This is a genomic window from Pelagibacterium sp. H642, assembly GCF_031202855.1.
Taxonomy (GTDB): Bacteria; Pseudomonadota; Alphaproteobacteria; order Rhizobiales; family Devosiaceae; genus Pelagibacterium.
This window is the reverse complement of record NZ_CP101829.1, coordinates 81,727-96,726: the sequence shown is the minus strand read 5'-3', so window position 1 is coordinate 96,726 and position 15,000 is coordinate 81,727. Positions and strand designations below refer to the sequence as shown.

Annotated in this window: 17 protein-coding genes and 1 tRNA gene; 16 read left to right on the top strand and 2 right to left on the bottom strand. The window is 61.6% G+C overall.

What is annotated here, in order from left to right:
- The first annotated feature begins 1 nt into the window (after nt 1).
- Entirely contained in the window at nt 2-490 is a 489-nt protein-coding gene (gene nusB, locus NO934_RS00520) for a transcription antitermination factor NusB (RefSeq protein ID WP_309161552.1), read from the top strand.
- Nucleotides 465-1,709 carry an MFS transporter gene (locus NO934_RS00515; protein ID WP_309161551.1) on the top strand — a complete coding sequence of 415 codons (1,245 nt, stop codon included), beginning with the start codon at nt 465-467 and terminating at the stop codon, nt 1,707-1,709. The genes nusB and NO934_RS00515 overlap by 26 nt, the downstream gene beginning before the upstream one ends.
- Here NO934_RS00515 and NO934_RS00510 read toward each other — a convergent pair.
- Nucleotides 1,698-2,147, bottom strand: coding sequence for an outer membrane protein assembly factor BamE (locus NO934_RS00510; protein ID WP_309161550.1), 450 nt, complete (start codon nt 2,145-2,147; stop codon nt 1,698-1,700). The two genes, NO934_RS00515 and NO934_RS00510, sit on opposite strands and share 12 nt — an antisense overlap.
- A 154-nt stretch (nt 2,148-2,301) precedes the next feature.
- Here NO934_RS00510 and NO934_RS00505 point away from each other — a divergent pair, with 154 nt between their 5' ends.
- The 10 genes from NO934_RS00505 (at nt 2,302) to NO934_RS00460 (ending at nt 10,382) form a co-directional block, all read left to right on the top strand.
- Nucleotides 2,302-2,829 (top strand): ubiquinol-cytochrome C chaperone family protein, encoded by a 528-nt coding sequence (locus tag NO934_RS00505; protein WP_309161548.1) that lies wholly within the window; start codon nt 2,302-2,304, stop codon nt 2,827-2,829.
- The gene (locus NO934_RS00500) at nt 2,826-3,365 is read left to right on the top strand and encodes a DUF177 domain-containing protein (protein ID WP_309161545.1); all 540 of its coding nucleotides are present in this window, start codon (nt 2,826-2,828) and stop codon (nt 3,363-3,365) included. The genes NO934_RS00505 and NO934_RS00500 overlap by 4 nt, the downstream gene beginning before the upstream one ends.
- 105 nt (nt 3,366-3,470) lie before the next feature.
- Entirely contained in the window at nt 3,471-4,538 is a 1,068-nt protein-coding gene (gene plsX, locus NO934_RS00495; protein ID WP_309161544.1) for a phosphate acyltransferase PlsX, read from the top strand.
- A complete protein-coding gene (locus NO934_RS00490) occupies nt 4,535-5,512 on the top strand; it encodes a beta-ketoacyl-ACP synthase III (RefSeq protein WP_309161543.1) in 978 nt (325 codons plus the stop codon). Before plsX ends, NO934_RS00490 begins: the two co-directional genes overlap by 4 nt.
- An 85-nt stretch (nt 5,513-5,597) precedes the next feature.
- Nucleotides 5,598-5,909 (top strand): integration host factor subunit alpha, encoded by a 312-nt coding sequence (locus NO934_RS00485; protein ID WP_309161541.1) that lies wholly within the window; start codon nt 5,598-5,600, stop codon nt 5,907-5,909.
- A 24-nt stretch (nt 5,910-5,933) separates the two neighbouring features.
- Complete coding sequence (locus NO934_RS00480; protein ID WP_309161539.1) at nt 5,934-6,431, top strand: MerR family transcriptional regulator; 498 nt, start codon at nt 5,934-5,936, stop codon at nt 6,429-6,431.
- Between the two features lie 246 nt (nt 6,432-6,677).
- Complete coding sequence (locus tag NO934_RS00475; protein ID WP_309161536.1) at nt 6,678-7,607, top strand: siderophore ABC transporter substrate-binding protein; 930 nt, start codon at nt 6,678-6,680, stop codon at nt 7,605-7,607.
- Between the two features lie 99 nt (nt 7,608-7,706).
- Nucleotides 7,707-8,669: an ABC transporter permease gene (locus tag NO934_RS00470; protein ID WP_309161534.1), complete on the top strand. Its 963-nt coding sequence runs from the start codon at nt 7,707-7,709 to the stop codon at nt 8,667-8,669.
- Complete coding sequence (locus tag NO934_RS00465) at nt 8,659-9,627, top strand: iron chelate uptake ABC transporter family permease subunit (protein ID WP_309161531.1); 969 nt, start codon at nt 8,659-8,661, stop codon at nt 9,625-9,627. The genes NO934_RS00470 and NO934_RS00465 overlap by 11 nt, the downstream gene beginning before the upstream one ends.
- Nucleotides 9,624-10,382: an ABC transporter ATP-binding protein gene (locus NO934_RS00460; RefSeq protein WP_309161529.1), complete on the top strand. Its 759-nt coding sequence runs from the start codon at nt 9,624-9,626 to the stop codon at nt 10,380-10,382. Before NO934_RS00465 ends, NO934_RS00460 begins: the two co-directional genes overlap by 4 nt.
- 14 nt (nt 10,383-10,396) lie before the next feature.
- On the opposite strand, the gene NO934_RS00455 is transcribed toward NO934_RS00460, so the two are convergent.
- Nucleotides 10,397-11,371: a phosphotransferase gene (locus tag NO934_RS00455; protein WP_309161528.1), complete on the bottom strand. Its 975-nt coding sequence runs from the start codon at nt 11,369-11,371 to the stop codon at nt 10,397-10,399.
- Nucleotides 11,372-11,810: 439 nt separating this feature from the next.
- Between NO934_RS00455 and NO934_RS00450 the strand changes: the two genes are divergently transcribed.
- From NO934_RS00450 to NO934_RS00435, 4 genes are all read left to right on the top strand, one after another.
- On the top strand, nt 11,811-13,529 hold the full coding sequence (locus NO934_RS00450; RefSeq protein ID WP_309161527.1) for a PQQ-binding-like beta-propeller repeat protein: 1,719 nt from the start codon (nt 11,811-11,813) through the stop codon (nt 13,527-13,529).
- Nucleotides 13,530-13,597: 68 nt separating this feature from the next.
- Complete coding sequence (locus NO934_RS00445) at nt 13,598-14,392, top strand: transporter substrate-binding domain-containing protein (protein ID WP_309161526.1); 795 nt, start codon at nt 13,598-13,600, stop codon at nt 14,390-14,392.
- 34 nt (nt 14,393-14,426) lie between these two features.
- Nucleotides 14,427-14,813: a cytochrome c gene (locus NO934_RS00440; protein WP_309161525.1), complete on the top strand. Its 387-nt coding sequence runs from the start codon at nt 14,427-14,429 to the stop codon at nt 14,811-14,813.
- Nucleotides 14,814-14,888: 75 nt separating this feature from the next.
- Nucleotides 14,889-14,965: transfer RNA gene (locus NO934_RS00435), tRNA-Pro, on the top strand.
- Nucleotides 14,966-15,000 lie beyond the last annotated feature (35 nt).

The following is a 15,000-nucleotide window of genomic DNA, read 5'->3' as shown; positions in this document are numbered from 1 at the left end:
CATGGCCACCGACAACGAGATCAAACCGGCAAACCAGCGTGGCTCGGCGCGACTGGCCGCCGTGCAGGCGCTCTACCAGATGGATGTGGGCGAGCAGACGCTGGAGGAAACCCTCAGCCAGTTCGAGAGCTTCCGGCTGGGGCGCGAACTCGAGGGCGATCAATATCTGCCCGCCGATGCCGACTATTTCCGCCATATCGTACGCGGCGTGGTTCAGAACCAGGTCAAGCTCGATCCCATCATCAACGCCGCCCTGCAGGGCGGCTGGCCGATGACGCGGATCGATGCCACGCTCCGGGCGCTGCTGCGCGCCGGCGTGTTCGAATTGACCATGCGCAAGGATATCCCCTTCAAGGTGGTGATCCGCGAATATGTCGACGTCGCCAACGCCTTTTACGAGGACGAGGTGCCCGGCATGGTCAACGGCGTGCTCGACGCGGTGGCGCGGAAATATTCCGAGGGGTATGCTGGGGACAAATCCCAACCCTGAATCGGACAATCCCATGGCCGCTCTGCGCAACATTCTCCTTCTCTCGGGTGCGCAGGCGGTGGCCGGCTCTTCCCAGGGCATGGTGATGGCGGTTGGCGCTCTCGCGGGCGCTACGCTGGCCTTCGATCCGGCCTTTGCGACAGTGCCGACGACAGTGATGATTCTCGGCGTCGCGTTGATGGCGGGGCCGGCGGCGATTCTTTTGCACCGGATGGGCAGGACGCGCGGCTTCGTGCTCGGCTCGGCGATTGCCGGGACGGGCGGGTTGGTGGCCGCGCTCGGACTTTATCTCCATAGCTTCATTATCTTTTCCGCCGCCATGCTGCTGATCGGGGCGGCCGGAGCGTTCGGGCAGCAATATCGCTTCGCAGCCGCCGACAGCGTGCCGCCCGAAGGCAAGGCGCGGGCAGTGTCTTGGGTGATGTTCGGCGGCGTGCTGGCGGGTTTCCTGGGACCGCGGCTGGCGACACTGACCTCGGAGGCCGTGCCGGGCGCCGTCTATGCGGGGTCGTTCATCGGGCTCGCCGGTTTGTCGCTTGCCGCCATGCTGTTGCTTGGCTTTACGCGTTTGCCGAAGGGCGAACCCAAGCGGCCAGCCTCCGAGCAAGGTCGCCCGATGGGCGAATTGCTGCGCACGCCTGAGATCTTCGTGCCGGTGCTGACCGGAATGGCGAGCTTTGCGCTCATGACCTTCGTGATGGTCGCCGCGCCTTTGGCGATGGTGCATCTGTGCGGTCACGCGCCGGCCGATGCAGCCAATTCCATCCAGTGGCATATCGTGGCGATGTTCGCGCCGAGCTTTATCACCGGAACGATCATCGGGCGGATCGGACCGCATCTGACGATAGCTATCGGGCTTTTATTGATAATCGCGAGCGTGGGAACGTCGCTGACCGGGATCACGACGCTGCATTTCGATGTCGCCCTCGTTCTGCTCGGGGTGGGCTGGAATTTCGGCTTTATCGGCTCGACGGTGATGCTGTCCAACGCCTACCGGCCCGAGGAGGGCGCGCGGGTGCAGGCGGTCAACGAGCAATTGGTGTTCGGGACCAACGCCATCGCCTCGATCGGGGCGGGGGTGCTTCTCAACCTGTTCGGTTGGGAAATGGTCAACCTCATCGCCATGCCGATAGCGGTCGCCGCCATCCTGCTTTTGGGATGGACCGATCTGCGCAATCGGGGACTAAAGCGGCGCGATGCGCTGGCTTCAGAGGGCTGAAGCCAGCAGCGTCTGCAGGAAGTTGCGGTCTTCGCCGAACGAGCCGGTGCGGCGCTGTTCGATGGCGAATACGCGTCCGTCCTCGAGCGTATAGAGCGCCCGGTCGGTGACGCGGCGGTCGGGGCCGAAATAGACGGCGAGCACGGTGCGTTCCTGCACAGAGGTCAGCCCAAAAGCGGTCTGGTTGACCTTGGTTTCCACATAGTACCAGGCCGTTTCCCCACCGAAGGTCGAGGTCGTCTGCGGCGAGCCGAGAACGACGCGCACCAGGTCCTGGCTCGCACCGGGACGAATCTGGGCGATCGCATCCTCAGGCAGGACGTAACCCTGCGTGCGCTGCGCGACGAGGCCGGAGCCCGAGCAGGCCGAGAGCGTAAGGCCAAGGGCAACGGCCGCGGCGAGGGGGGACAGGCGGACAAGGGCGGAACGCAGGGTCATGAATTGACTTTCCTCAACTCTCTCGACTATAGCCTCGCGACAATGCGCCAGGAATTTTACGTGTTGTTTAGCCGTCAAGGCACGACTCTGGCAAGCGGCCAATGGATTTCCATGTATGATTGGCTGTCTTTCTCGCCTTCGAGACCGAGATGAAATGATCCTGTCCTTATTCCGTAAGACCAAGCTCTCCGAGCCCGTTTACGCCGTCTATAATGCCATTGTGGCGCAATCCCGGCGTGAGGTTTTCTACGCCGAATGGGGCGTTGCGGACACACTGACAGGCCGGTTCGACATGATTTCGCTGCACGCGGCTCTGGTTTTCCGCAAGCTGCGCTCGCGCGAAGCCCAGAGCAGGGCATTTGCCCAGGACGTCTTCGACTGCTTCTTCAAGGACATGGACCGATCCTTGCGCGAAATGGGGGTGGGCGACCTTTCCATCGGCAAGCGGATCGAAAAGATGGGTGGGCTGTTCTACGGCATGCTCTCCAATCTTTCCGAGATACTCGACGCTGGCGACCGCACGAGACTTGTCGCCTTCGTTTCGCGCAACTTCCATGGCGGGGGAACCCATCCGGCCGCGGACAAGTTTGCCGATTATATCCTGCTCTGCGACGACCTGCTCGAAACCCAGAACGTCGAAGACATCATGGGCGGCAAGGTTGTGTTCGGAGAACCGAAATGACTGTGAAGCCAAACCAGCTCGATCTCGACGCGATCATCAAGGTCGACAAGATCCCCGCCGCCGGGCGGGTCGTGACCATCGAAACGGACCAGGAGCAGCGCGAGGCGCTGGCCGAGCGGCTCAAGGTGAGCGAGGTCACCGACTTTTCCGCCAAAGTGACCGCATCGCGTTTCCGGGGCGGCGTGCGGGCCCAGGGGCAGGTGAAGGGCACGGTCATCCAGCCTTGCGTGGTCACCGGAGACCCGGTGAGTCAGGATATTGACGAGCCGGTGGACAGGATTTTCCTGCCCGGCCAGGACGCGGCAAGCCAGGCCACGGCAGGGGCCGAGATTTTCGTCAATCTCGAGGACGATGATCTGCCGGACTATTTCGAGGGCAATGAGATCGATCTGACAGATCTGGTCCTCGAGGTTTTCGCCCTCGCCATCGATCTTTATCCTCGAAAGCCCGGAGCCGAACTGCCCGAGGGCATGGCCGGGGACGATCCGGCCGAGCTTTCGCCCTTTGCCGCGCTCAAGGCCCTCAAAAAGGATTGAGTGCCACCGGCATCCGGTTGACACCCTTGCAAGACGAAGTTCATTGACTATGGTGAGCGCGACGGAGCAATCGGCGCGCTCAGACGGGCAGCATTAAGGCACGCAATGAGTGAAACGATAACGATCTCCGTTGACGCGATGGGCGGAGACAACGCGCCGCGCGCACCTCTTCACGGCGCCAAACTTCTGCTTCGCGAGCGCCCCAACGCGCGCTTCATCTTTCACGGACGCGAAGAGGCCATCAGGCCGCTGATGGCCGAGTTCCCCGAGCTGGGCGCGGTCTCGGAGGTTCGCCATAGCGAGACCGTCATCACCATGGACGACAAGCCCAGCCAGGCCTTGCGCAAGGGCAGGGGCAACTCGTCCATGTGGGCGGCGATCCAGTCGGTCAAGGACGGCGAGGCCGCCGTCGCGATTTCGGGGGGCAATACCGGTGCGCTTATGGCAATGGCCACGTTCTGCCTGCGGACGATGGACGGCATTTCCCGCCCGGCGATTTCAGCCATCTGGCCTACGCTTCGGTCCGACATCATCGTTCTGGACGTGGGCGCCACCATCGGCGCTGACGCCCGGCAACTCGTGGATTTTTCCATCCTTGGCGCCGCGCTGGCGAGGGCGGTCTTCGACATCGAAAGCCCGACCGTGGGGCTGCTCAATGTCGGGGTCGAAGAGGCCAAGGGCAATGAATCGGTCAAGGATGCCGGCAAGATCCTGAGCGAAAGTTCGGGCGCCGGCTTCACCTACAAGGGATTTGTCGAGGGCGACGATCTGGGCAAAGGCACGGTGGACGTCGTCGTCACCGAAGGGTTCACCGGCAATATCGCCCTCAAGACCGCCGAGGGCACGGCGCGCCAGGTGGGCACGTATCTTCGCGACGCGATGACCTCGTCGCTCATGAGCAAGATCGGCGCGCTGTTCGCCCGTCAGGCACTTGGCGCCATCCGCTCGAAGATGGACCCGCGTACGGTCAATGGCGGCGTGTTCCTCGGCCTCAATGGCGTCGTTATCAAGAGCCATGGTGGCACTGACGAGATCGGATACAAGAGCGCGCTGAACCTTGCCTACGACATGGCGCGCAACGATCTGATCGCCAAGATCGGGGAGGGTCTGAAAAACTTCCCCACGCTGGCCGTGCCGGCGGACCTGTCCAATCTGGAGGCACCTTCCGCGTGACCAAAATCCAATCTGTTGTACGCGGAGTGGGCGGATACCTCCCCGAACGCGTGATGACCAATGACGACCTCACCAAGATCGTCGATACCTCCGATGAATGGATCGTGCAGCGCACCGGCATCAGGCAGCGCCACATCGCCGCCGAGGGTGAAGTGACTTCCGACCTGGCGCTGATTGCGGCGCGCCGGGCGCTGGAAAACGCCGGCATGGAGGCCAGCGACATCGATCTGATCGTGGTGGGGACGACCACGCCCGACAGGACCTTTCCGGCGACCGCCGCCATCCTGCAGCAGAAGCTCGGCATCACCCATGGCTCGGCTTTCGACGTGCAGGCGGTTTGCTCCGGTTTCGTGTTCGGGGTGGCGACGGCCGACAGCTATCTCAAGACCGGCATGGCCAAGCGCGCGCTGATCGTCGGCGCCGAAGTTTTCTCGCGCATTCTGGATTGGACCGACCGTGCCACCTGCGTCCTGTTCGGCGACGGGGCAGGGGCGATGATTCTCGAAGCCCGCGAAGTGCCCGACGATGCGCCCGAAGAGGGCGTTCTCGTCTCCAGCCTGCGCACCGATGGCAGCCATTGGGAAAAGCTCTATGTCGATGGCGGCGTCGCAGCGACCGGATCGATCGGCCATGTGCGCATGGAGGGCCGCGAGGTCTTCAAGCATGCGGTGGGCATGATCTCCGATGTGGTCGAGGACGTGCTCCAAAAGACCGGCAAGACGACCGGTGACCTGGCCTGGTTCGTGCCGCACCAGGCCAACAAGCGCATCATCGACGGGGCAGGCCGCAAGCTCGGTATTCCCGAAACCAAGACGATCGTAACCGTCGACAGGCACGCCAACACTTCTGCCGCCTCCGTGCCGCTCGCCCTTTGGGTGGCCAGCGAGGAGGGGCGGATCAAGAAGGGTGACCTGGTGATGATCGAAGCGATGGGCGGCGGGTTCACCTGGGGAGCCTCACTCATTCGCTGGTAGAGTTGACCGCGCTCCGTTTTGAGCGTTAAGTGGTTGAAATCTTGGGGGCTGGCTCACGGGCTTCAATAAGGTTGAGGGGAAGATCATGTCGGGAAAAACGGTGACTCGCGCCGATCTGGCCGAGGCGGTGTACCAGTCCGTGGGACTGTCGCGTACCGAATCGGCGGAACTTGTGGAACGGGTCCTGCAGATCGTCAGCGATTCCCTTGCCGATGGAGACAACGTCAAATTGTCGTCCTTCGGGTCCTTCCAGGTCCGGTCCAAGAATGAGCGGATCGGCCGGAATCCCAAGACTGGCGAGGAAGTTCCCATTCTTCCCCGGCAGGTTCTTGTGTTCAAACCGTCCAACGTCTTGAAATCCAAGATCAACAAATCTATGGTTCGATCTGGAAAATAAACAATTTTACCGGGGCACGTCGCGTTGGATAAATCTCCAGACGCCTTCCGGACAATTTCCGAAGCGGCCGAAGAACTAGACTTGCCGCAGCATGTGCTGCGTTTCTGGGAGACACGGTTCACCCAGATCAAACCGCTGAAACGTGGCGGCGGACGCCGTTACTATCGGCCGGACGATGTGCAGTTGCTCAAGGGCATCCGCCACCTGCTCTACGATCAGGGCTTCACCATCAAGGGCGTCCAGCGCATTCTCAAGGAGCAGGGCGCAAAGCATGTCGTCGCCATCGGCGAGACGGGCTCCATTCGCCCCATTGCACCCCAACCTCAGTTCGAGCCTGCGACTGACGAAGACGCTGTCGATTTCGTCGATATCGCTTCCGATGTCTCCTCGGACGAGCCTCGGCTTGTCGCCGGTCCCGCCGCGCGGACGGAGGGGCTTTCCGCTCGGCAAAAAGAGGAACTGAGCGCCGTTCTCGATATGCTTGCATCCTGCAAGCAGGCGCTCGACAAGGCGCGCGGCTGACGGAGCCGGGGCACAGCTCTGTCTTGGCCGAAAGAATAAGATGATAATTCAAATCAACAATATTGACGGGGCGGGCCGACCCGCCTAATACCTGAACCGCTCGGTTAGATTTTGGCCGGCGATGGAGGCCCGCAAGGCGTGCGCTTCAGTCCGAACGGGATTGAGCAGGCGGGGCGCGGGACGATTTGAGGTGGGCAAGGCGGCGGCTTCGGCGCTACGCCCCAGCCAATTGATAGGAATGTCATCGTGACAATCTCGCTTGTTTTCCGCACTGCGACTGCCGCCCTGGCACTGACAGCTTCGCTCGCCCTCACCGCTGGAGCGTCTGCTCAGGATATCACCGTTACCCACCCCCAGGGCGAAACCACCATTTCCGGTGTGCCTGAAAAGGTCTTCACCATCGATTGGGCGGCCTTCGACAATCTCAACGCGCTCGGCGTGGAAGTTGCCGGTGCTCCGGGTTCCAACGCTCCGGCCTATCTGGCCGAATACGTTTCCGACGATCTGTTCAATGTCGGGTCGCTCTTTGAGCCCGACTTCGAAGGTATCGCCGCCGAGCAACCCGATCTTGTGATCGTCGCGGCCCGTTCGGCCTCGACCTATCCCCAGGTCTCCGAAATCGCGCCCACCATCGACATGTCGATCAACAATGCCGATCTCGTGGCCGGCGTTCAGGGCAATCTCGAACAGCTTGGAGAAATCTTCGGTGTCCAGGATCGTGCCGCTGAGCTGATTGCCGAACTCGATGCCAAGGTTGAGGAAGCCCGTGCCGCTGCAGAGGGCAAGGGCACCGGGCTCGTGCTGGTGACCAATGCGGGCAGCCTGGGGGTTTACGGTCCCGATTCCCGCGTGGCCTGGATTCACAACGAACTGGGCATTCCCTCGGTCATGGACGATGTCGAGGACGGCGACCACGGCGGCGACGGTATCTCGTTCGAATTCCTGCTCGAAGCCAATCCCGACTATCTCTTCGTCGTCGATCGTGATGCCGGTGTGGGCAATGAGGGTGCCGCCGCGGCTCTGCTCGACAATGAACTGATGCATGAGACCACTGCCTGGCAGAACGACCAGATCGTTTACCTCGATCCCCAGGCGGCCTACATCACCATGCATGGCTACACCGGCCTGATGCTGATGCTCGATCAGGTGATCGAAGGCTACAACAGCGCCGAGTGATCGGAGCTCCATTCGCAAAGCCCGGCGCTTCCAGTCGCCGGGCTTCTTTATTTTTCCGTCCGGGCCTCGCACCCGGCCCCTACCCACAGGCTAGCTAAAGTGCGGCTTCTCACAGTCGGAATCGTGCTGACCATCGTTCTGGCGATCATCAGCCTTTTCGTTGGCGTCAGTGACGTTTCGCTGGGGGCGCTGCTCTCATCGAGCGCGGAAGACCGGCCGATGCAGGTGCTGGTCATGAGCCGCATTCCGCGCACGCTGGCCATCCTGCTCGCAGGCTCGTCGCTGGCCATCGCCGGCCTGGTCATGCAGATGATCGTCCGCAACCGCTTCGTCGAGCCTTCGACAGCGGGAACGACGGAATCGGCAACCCTGGGCTTTCTTGTCGTAACGCTTCTGGCGCCCGGATGGCCCTTGATGGCCAAAATGATCGTGGCTGCCATGTTTGCTTTGGCCGGCACTGCGCTGTTTCTGCGCATCCTGCGCTTCGTCCCATTGCGCGATGTTTTGCTGGTGCCGCTGGTTGGCATCATGCTGGGCGGCGTCATTGGCGCTGTCACCAGCTTTTTCGCCTATCGCTTCAACCTCCTGCCCTCGCTGCTCGCCTGGAGCATGGGCGATTTCTCTGGCGTGCTCAGAGGACGCTACGAACTGCTCTGGTTCGGCCTTGCCGGCACGATCATGGCCTACATCGCCGCCGACCGGTTCACCGTGGCCGGCATGGGCGAGGACTTCACCACCAATCTGGGGCTCAACTATAAGCGCGTGATGACGCTGGGGCTGATCATCGTGTCGATCGTCAGCGCGGTCGTGCTGGTGTCGGTCGGCTCGATCCCGTTTCTGGGACTGATCGTGCCCAATGTCGTGAGCCTGATGGTGGGCGACAACATGCGCCGCACCGTGCCCTGGGTGGCGGTGCTGGGCGCGGCGTTTGTCCTCGCCTGCGACATCGTCGGCCGCATCGTGCGCTTCCCCTATGAAATTCCGATCAGCGTCGTCGTCGGCGTGATCGGCAGCGGGCTGTTCCTTTATCTGCTGCTAAGGAAGCGTCACAATGCTGCGTAACCTGCGTTGGTCGCGTCCTACCATCGTGCTGGCCGTTCTGGCGCTCGTCGCTCTGATTTCGGTCGTCTGCTTCATGACGCTCGGCGCCAGGGGGAGCTGGGATTTCATCATTCCCTTCCGCGGCCGCAAGCTTTTGGGCCTCGTCCTGGTCGCCTACGCGATTGCGATATCGACGGTGTTGTTCCAGACAGTCACCAACAATCGGATCCTTACCCCTTCGATCATGGGGTTCGATGCGCTCTACATCCTGGTGCAGACGGCGATCGTCTTCTTCCTCGGCCCGCAGATGCTTTCACTCATGAACCCCTATGCCCAGTTCGGCATGGAAGTGGTTCTGATGATTGGGTTTTCCTGGCTGCTGTTCCAGTGGCTGTTTCTGAGCGAAGGGCGCAGCCTGCATCTGCTCGTGCTCGTGGGCATCGTGTTCGGCATCTTTTTCCGCAGCCTCTCTAACTTCATGCAGAGGCTGCTGGATCCCAATGCGTTCCAGGTGCTGCAGGACAGCTTTTTCGCCAGCTTTTCGACGATCGATACCACCCTGCTGGGCGTTGCGCTGGGCGTGGTCGTCGTCGTCACGTTGGTGCTCTGGCGGATGGGGCACACTTTCGACGTGCTCTCGCTCGGCCGCGACACGGCGATCAATCTCGGTGTCGAGTACAAGCGCAGCGTCGTCATCATCCTGGTGATGGTATCGATCCTTGTGTCGGTATCGACGGCGCTGGTCGGGCCGATAACGTTTTTCGGTCTGCTGGTCGCCAGCCTCGCCCATGGGCTTGTCGGCACGTCCAAGCATAAATACATCCTGCCTGCGGCAGCGCTGCTCGGCGTGATCGCACTGGTCGGCGGTCAGACGGTGTTCGAACGCGTGTTCGAATTCGATACCGCGCTGTCCATCATCGTCGAGTTCCTGGGTGGCCTCGTCTTCATAATTCTCATCCTGCGGGGAGCGGCCCGATGATCATCACTTCCGGCCTCAAGAAATATTATGGCGACACCGCCGTGGTCGACGACGTGTCGATCGAGCTGCCCGCCGCCGGTATCACCTCGATCATCGGCCCCAACGGGGCGGGCAAGTCGACAATGCTCTCGATCGTCTCGCGCCTTTTGGGGATGGATGCGGGATCGGTGACGGTGGACGGCATGGATGTGTCCAACACGCCCAGCGACGTTTTGGCCAAGCGACTGTCGATCCTGCGCCAGGACAACCACATGACGGCGCGTTTGACGGTCCATGATCTGGTGTCGTTTGGCCGCTACCCCTATTCAAAGGGCCGCCTCACCATCGAGGACAAGGGGCATATCGACCAATCGATCGCCTATCTCAATCTCGAGGACCTCAAGGATCGGTTTCTCGACGAACTCTCGGGCGGCCAGCGGCAGCGGGCGTTCGTGGCGATGGTGCTGTGCCAGGACACCGACTATGTGCTGCTCGACGAGCCGCTCAACAATCTCGATATGAAACACGCCATGGGCATGATGAAGCTCATGCAACGCGCTTGCCGCGAACTGGGCAAGACTGTCGTGCTGGTCCTGCACGACATCAATTTCGCTTCATGGTATTCCGATTACATCATCGCCATGAAGAACGGCAAAGTCGTGCGGCACGGCTCCAAGAACGAGATCATCACGCCCGAGGCGCTGAAAGAGATCTACGACATGGACATCAATGTCCACGAAATCGGCGGTCACCGGGTTTCGCTCTTCTACGATTGATCGGTATGCACACCCTATCGGTCGATGGTTCCGGTCGAAAGGAAGCGCTCGGCCATCTCAGCCGATTCGGCGGCATATCGGTGCCTGAGTTGTTGAGCGGGCTCGGCCTCCGGATGCGTTTCGATCCAGGCGAGCAGTGCCATACGCCGTAGCAGAACCATGACGTCGAGCATGGCTTCATCCGCGGCGCTGAAGGGCCGGTGGCGGCGGTATCCGGCCAGCCACGCTGCCCTTAGCGCGGGAATGGTTTCGCTTTCTTCGAAGAAGGAAACGGCTGCGCCGAAATCATAGCCGAACCAGCAAAAGCCACAGTCGTCGAAATCGATCAGCCGCGTCTCCCCGTCGGCAACCAACAGGTTGGCCAGGCGCATATCGGCGTGGATCAGGCCAAACCGGTCCCGGCTCATGCCGTAGCTGGCCAGCAACTCCCGCAGCCGCCGGTCGAGCTTGTCCAGCACCTTGCGCGTTTCGCCACAAACGCCCGGCGCCGCGCGCCAGTCGCCCCAGATGGCATCGGGGTCGAGAATGGCGTTCGCCGTCCAGATGTGACGGGTGAAGCCGGCTGGTGGCGTCCACCGCGTAACGTGAAGATGGCACTGGGCGGCCAGGGCACCCAATTGTCTAAAAACCGGCGCAAGATCGTCGCCGACCTGCGGTTCCGCGCCCTCCTCGAAAGCGAACGCCACCATGTGCCGGGTCTCATGCAAGAACCGCCCCTCCTGCACCAGCTCGCCATCGCGGCCGGGTAGGGGGCGGGGGGTGAACAGGCCAGTCTGGCTGCGAAGCGCCTGCATCCAGGCCAACTCGCTTTCAATGGCCGAGCGCGAATGATAGCCGGGGCGGTGCACCCGCAAGATCGCGCGCGCGCCATCGGGAAGGTCGAGCCGGAAGGTGTGGTTTTCCGAAAGATTGATGAGTTCGATGCCGCTCTGCGCGAATCCCGGCCAACGATTGAGAGCCGCCGTCAGCCCACCCCAGCTATCGCCCATTCCAGTTCCCCTGTTTGGGGAGCGTTATTGAACAATGCGGCGGTCGATGTCACGCGGAAAGCTCGCGATGCAACGGCTTCTCATATTTTCATATTATTATACGAATAAATATTTAAATTATACTGATATTTCGAAGTGAGCTGAAGTCTAAATATCTTATGCAGGTATAGTATCCGCAATTGACCTTCGCGTGACCAGCGCGGAACATTTCGCAGAGTCAGCAGAAGTGACCGTCGGGAGGACGGGTGCGGACGTTGAACACAATGGCGGGAATGCACCGGCAGCCTTCCCGGAACACCACAGGCGCTTTCAACGCTCGGCGGATATGTCGGCAGGCGCTTGGAGAAACCTTCCTGGCTGCCGGGCCGCCCTTTCCGCCAGCAGGAACGATCGAGGCAACTCTCGATCGGTGCTTACACGCAAGGGCATGGAGGAGAAAATGAAACATAATGCTTGGGCTCTGGCTCTGCTGCTCTCGGCGGCAAGCGTCACGAGCCTGCCGGCGCAGGAAGCGGCCGACGATCCGTGGGCTGATTTCGTGCCGGTAACCGACGAGATGTTCGCCAACCCCGATGACGGTGACTGGCTCAACTGGCGCCGCACCCGCGATAGCTGGGCCCATTCGCCGCTGACCCAGATCACGCCGGAAAACGTTTCCGACCTGCAGATGGCGTGGTCGTGGAACGTGGAGCCGGGCACGTTCGAATCGACCCCTCTGGTCTATGACGGGATCATGTTCCTGGCCGGCGCGCGTGACGTTATCCAGGCGCTCGATGCCGTGACTGGTGATCTGCTCTGGGAATATAAGCGAGAGCTGCCCGAAGACGCCTGCAACGGCACCTCCGGCGCCACCCGCAACATCGCGCTCTATGGCGAAAGGGTTTTCACCTCGACTTGCGACGCGCATGTCGTTGCGCTTGATGCCTTCACCGGGCAGGTCGCCTGGGATGTCGAAATGGAGGTATGGGAAGACTACAAGGTCGGTTTCAGCACCGGTCCCACCATCGTTAAGGGGCAGGTGATTTCCGGCCTCACCGACTGCCGCGTGTTCCGCGAGGGGCGCACGGGTTGTTACGTCGTCTCGCACGACCCTACGAACGGTGAGGAATTGTGGCGGACCTATACGGTGCCGATCGCTGGGGAAGAGGGGGGCGACACCTGGGGCGACGCCCCGGACTTCCTGCGCGCCGGCGGCAGCGTCTGGCATCCGTGCTCCTATGACCAAGAGCAGGACATCATCCTGTGCGCCACGGGTCAGGCCTACCCTTGGACCAGCGTGGGGCGCGGGCATGAGGGTGAAGCGCTCTATACCAACTCGACGATCGCGCTTGATCCCGACACCGGGGAAATCCTCTGGTACCACCAGTACCTGCCCGGCGAAACGCTCGACCTCGACGACGCGTTCGAGCACGTCTTTGTCGATGTCGACGGCCAGAAGCGCTTCTACAAGATCGGCAAGAGCGGCATTCTCTGGGTCATGGATCGTGAGACCGGCGAATATATCGATCACCGTGAAATGGTGTTCCAGAACGTCTTCGACGTGAACACGGAAACCGGTCAGGCTATCGTCCGGCCCGAGAAGATCCCGGTTGATTTCGAAACGCCCATCTTCTCCTGCCCGAGCACGGCAGGCGGCAAGGATTGGCACCCCATGGCGTTCAATCCCGAACTGCGGACCCTCTACATGCCGCTCAGCCAGAGCTGCATGGACTTCACCGCCCGCGAAGTCGAGGCCGTCGTCGGCGGCGGTGGGACCGGCGGTTTCCGGACTTTTGCACCGATGCCCGATGTCGAAGGGCAGGGCCTGCTTGCCGCCGTCAATGTCGATACGCTCGAGACCGTATGGCGTCACGAGCAGCATGCCCCGTTCCTCACGGGGATCCTTTCGACGGAATCGGGCCTGATTTTTGCCGGCGATCTCGATCGCTATTTCAAGGCGTTCGATGCCGAAACCGGCGAAGTGGTGTGGGAAGTGCGCCTCTCCCAATCGGTGCAGGGCATGCCGGTGACCTACGAGGTCGATGGCACGCAGTACATCGCCATTCCCACCGGTCTTGGCGGCGGCAGCCCGCGTGCGCAAGCGGCGCTTGTTCCCGACATCCGCCACCCCATGAGCGGCAACAATCTGTTCGTCTTCGCGCTCCCGGAGGCCGACTAGCCGCTTGATGGCCGCCTGCCGCTCCCAACCACGCGGCAGGCGGCCAAACCACTCATTGGATTTCGGGCATGTCTCGCCTGTCGATATTCCTGCTGGCCATGTTTGGTGCATCGGGCGCCATCGCGCAGCCCATGGTGCAACGCGACTTCTACGAGGGCGCGATCCGCGACCGTGGCAATCGCATTATCTTCTGTATCTGGCCCGACAGTCCCATGGTGGATCTCGATCGGGCCATTGCGTCCGAAATCGCCGGGCTGCATCTGCTCGAGGCCGAATTCTTCGAAGCCGACCAGGTGAGCTCGGGAACACAGGAGCTGTTCGAGCAGCAGCTCTTCATCCATCTCATGGACGACTGCGACGCCGTGATGGGCACGAGCCTCGATTGGCGGCCGTTGCCCGAATGGCTGACGATCACCCGGTCCTATTTCGAACTCGGCTACGTTCTGGCAACGCGAGAAGAGGGGGTAACCAGCCCCTTCGATCTGCCGGCAGGTGCCCGGGTTGGATCGATCATGCTTTCACAAGCCGACATGACCTTCGCGCGCACCCTCGGCGGCGGCGCCGATATCATCCGAATACCCTACGACACGGCAGAAAACATTCTGGCTGCCATCGTCGGTGGTCAGCTGGAGGCTGGCATCGTGCCTATCCACGCGCTGCCGCTCATCTCGGGGCAATTTGCAGATGAGGGGATCGTCGTCTCCCGGCTAACTTCGCCCGAGATCGCGGCCGAGCCGATCGGCATGGCCTTGCTGAGTCGCGACGCCTATCTGCGCGACCTTCTCGGCGACGCAATCGCAGCGCTGCAAGCGGACGGGACGATTTCCGCTTTGGCCGTCCAGATGGGATACGGCATCCCCTGACAAATGCCGTTACGTTCATCCAAAGGAGGAGACATTGAGAACATCCCGGATTTCAATCCCATTGGTGGCGACCATTTTCGCGGCCGCGCTTGGCGCCGCCGCTGCGGCGCAGGAGGAGGTAGGCGATTGGGTTACGCCCGAGCAGGTCGAACGAGGCCAGGCGGCCTATGAGCAGAAATGCTCCACATGCCACGGCTCCGACATCGTCTCGATCTTCAAGAGCTTCCCGTCCGCGGGACAGTTCTTTGGGTTCGTCTCGACGACCATGCCCGGCGATGCGCCTGGAAGCCTGCCCGCGCAGCAATATGCCGACATCATTGCCTATCTTGCCGCTGAAAACGGCATGGAAACCGGAACCGAAGAGCTGCCGCCGGACCCCGAGGTGCTCAATAGCATTCGTCCGGCCGAGTTTGCGCAATAGGTTGGGGTGAGCTTTGAAAATTTGGGAACGGAACCCTTGCGCTCCTCTCCGCGATTATATAGGTGAGAGGCCAATCGGGGCGTAGCGCAGCCTGGTAGCGCATTTGTCTGGGGGACAAAGGGTCGTCGGTTCAAATCCGGCCGCTCCGACCATTTACAAGAAAACGGGCTCGATCTGCATCGGGCCC

Excerpts from the sequence above, each read along its gene's own strand:
- nusB (WP_309161552.1), top strand. The coding sequence starts at position 2 with ATGGCCACCGACAACGAGATCAAACCGGCAAACCAGCGTGGCTCGGCG.
- NO934_RS00515 (WP_309161551.1), top strand. The coding sequence starts at position 465 with ATGCTGGGGACAAATCCCAACCCTGAATCGGACAATCCCATGGCCGCT.
- NO934_RS00510 (WP_309161550.1), bottom strand. The coding sequence starts at position 2,147 with ATGACCCTGCGTTCCGCCCTTGTCCGCCTGTCCCCCCTCGCCGCGGCC.
- NO934_RS00505 (WP_309161548.1), top strand. The coding sequence starts at position 2,302 with ATGATCCTGTCCTTATTCCGTAAGACCAAGCTCTCCGAGCCCGTTTAC.
- NO934_RS00500 (WP_309161545.1), top strand. The coding sequence starts at position 2,826 with ATGACTGTGAAGCCAAACCAGCTCGATCTCGACGCGATCATCAAGGTC.
- plsX (WP_309161544.1), top strand. The coding sequence starts at position 3,471 with ATGAGTGAAACGATAACGATCTCCGTTGACGCGATGGGCGGAGACAAC.
- NO934_RS00485 (WP_309161541.1), top strand. The coding sequence starts at position 5,598 with ATGTCGGGAAAAACGGTGACTCGCGCCGATCTGGCCGAGGCGGTGTAC.
- NO934_RS00465 (WP_309161531.1), top strand. The coding sequence starts at position 8,659 with ATGCTGCGTAACCTGCGTTGGTCGCGTCCTACCATCGTGCTGGCCGTT.
- NO934_RS00460 (WP_309161529.1), top strand. The coding sequence starts at position 9,624 with ATGATCATCACTTCCGGCCTCAAGAAATATTATGGCGACACCGCCGTG.
- NO934_RS00455 (WP_309161528.1), bottom strand. The coding sequence starts at position 11,371 with ATGGGCGATAGCTGGGGTGGGCTGACGGCGGCTCTCAATCGTTGGCCG.
- NO934_RS00450 (WP_309161527.1), top strand. The coding sequence starts at position 11,811 with ATGAAACATAATGCTTGGGCTCTGGCTCTGCTGCTCTCGGCGGCAAGC.
- NO934_RS00445 (WP_309161526.1), top strand. The coding sequence starts at position 13,598 with ATGTCTCGCCTGTCGATATTCCTGCTGGCCATGTTTGGTGCATCGGGC.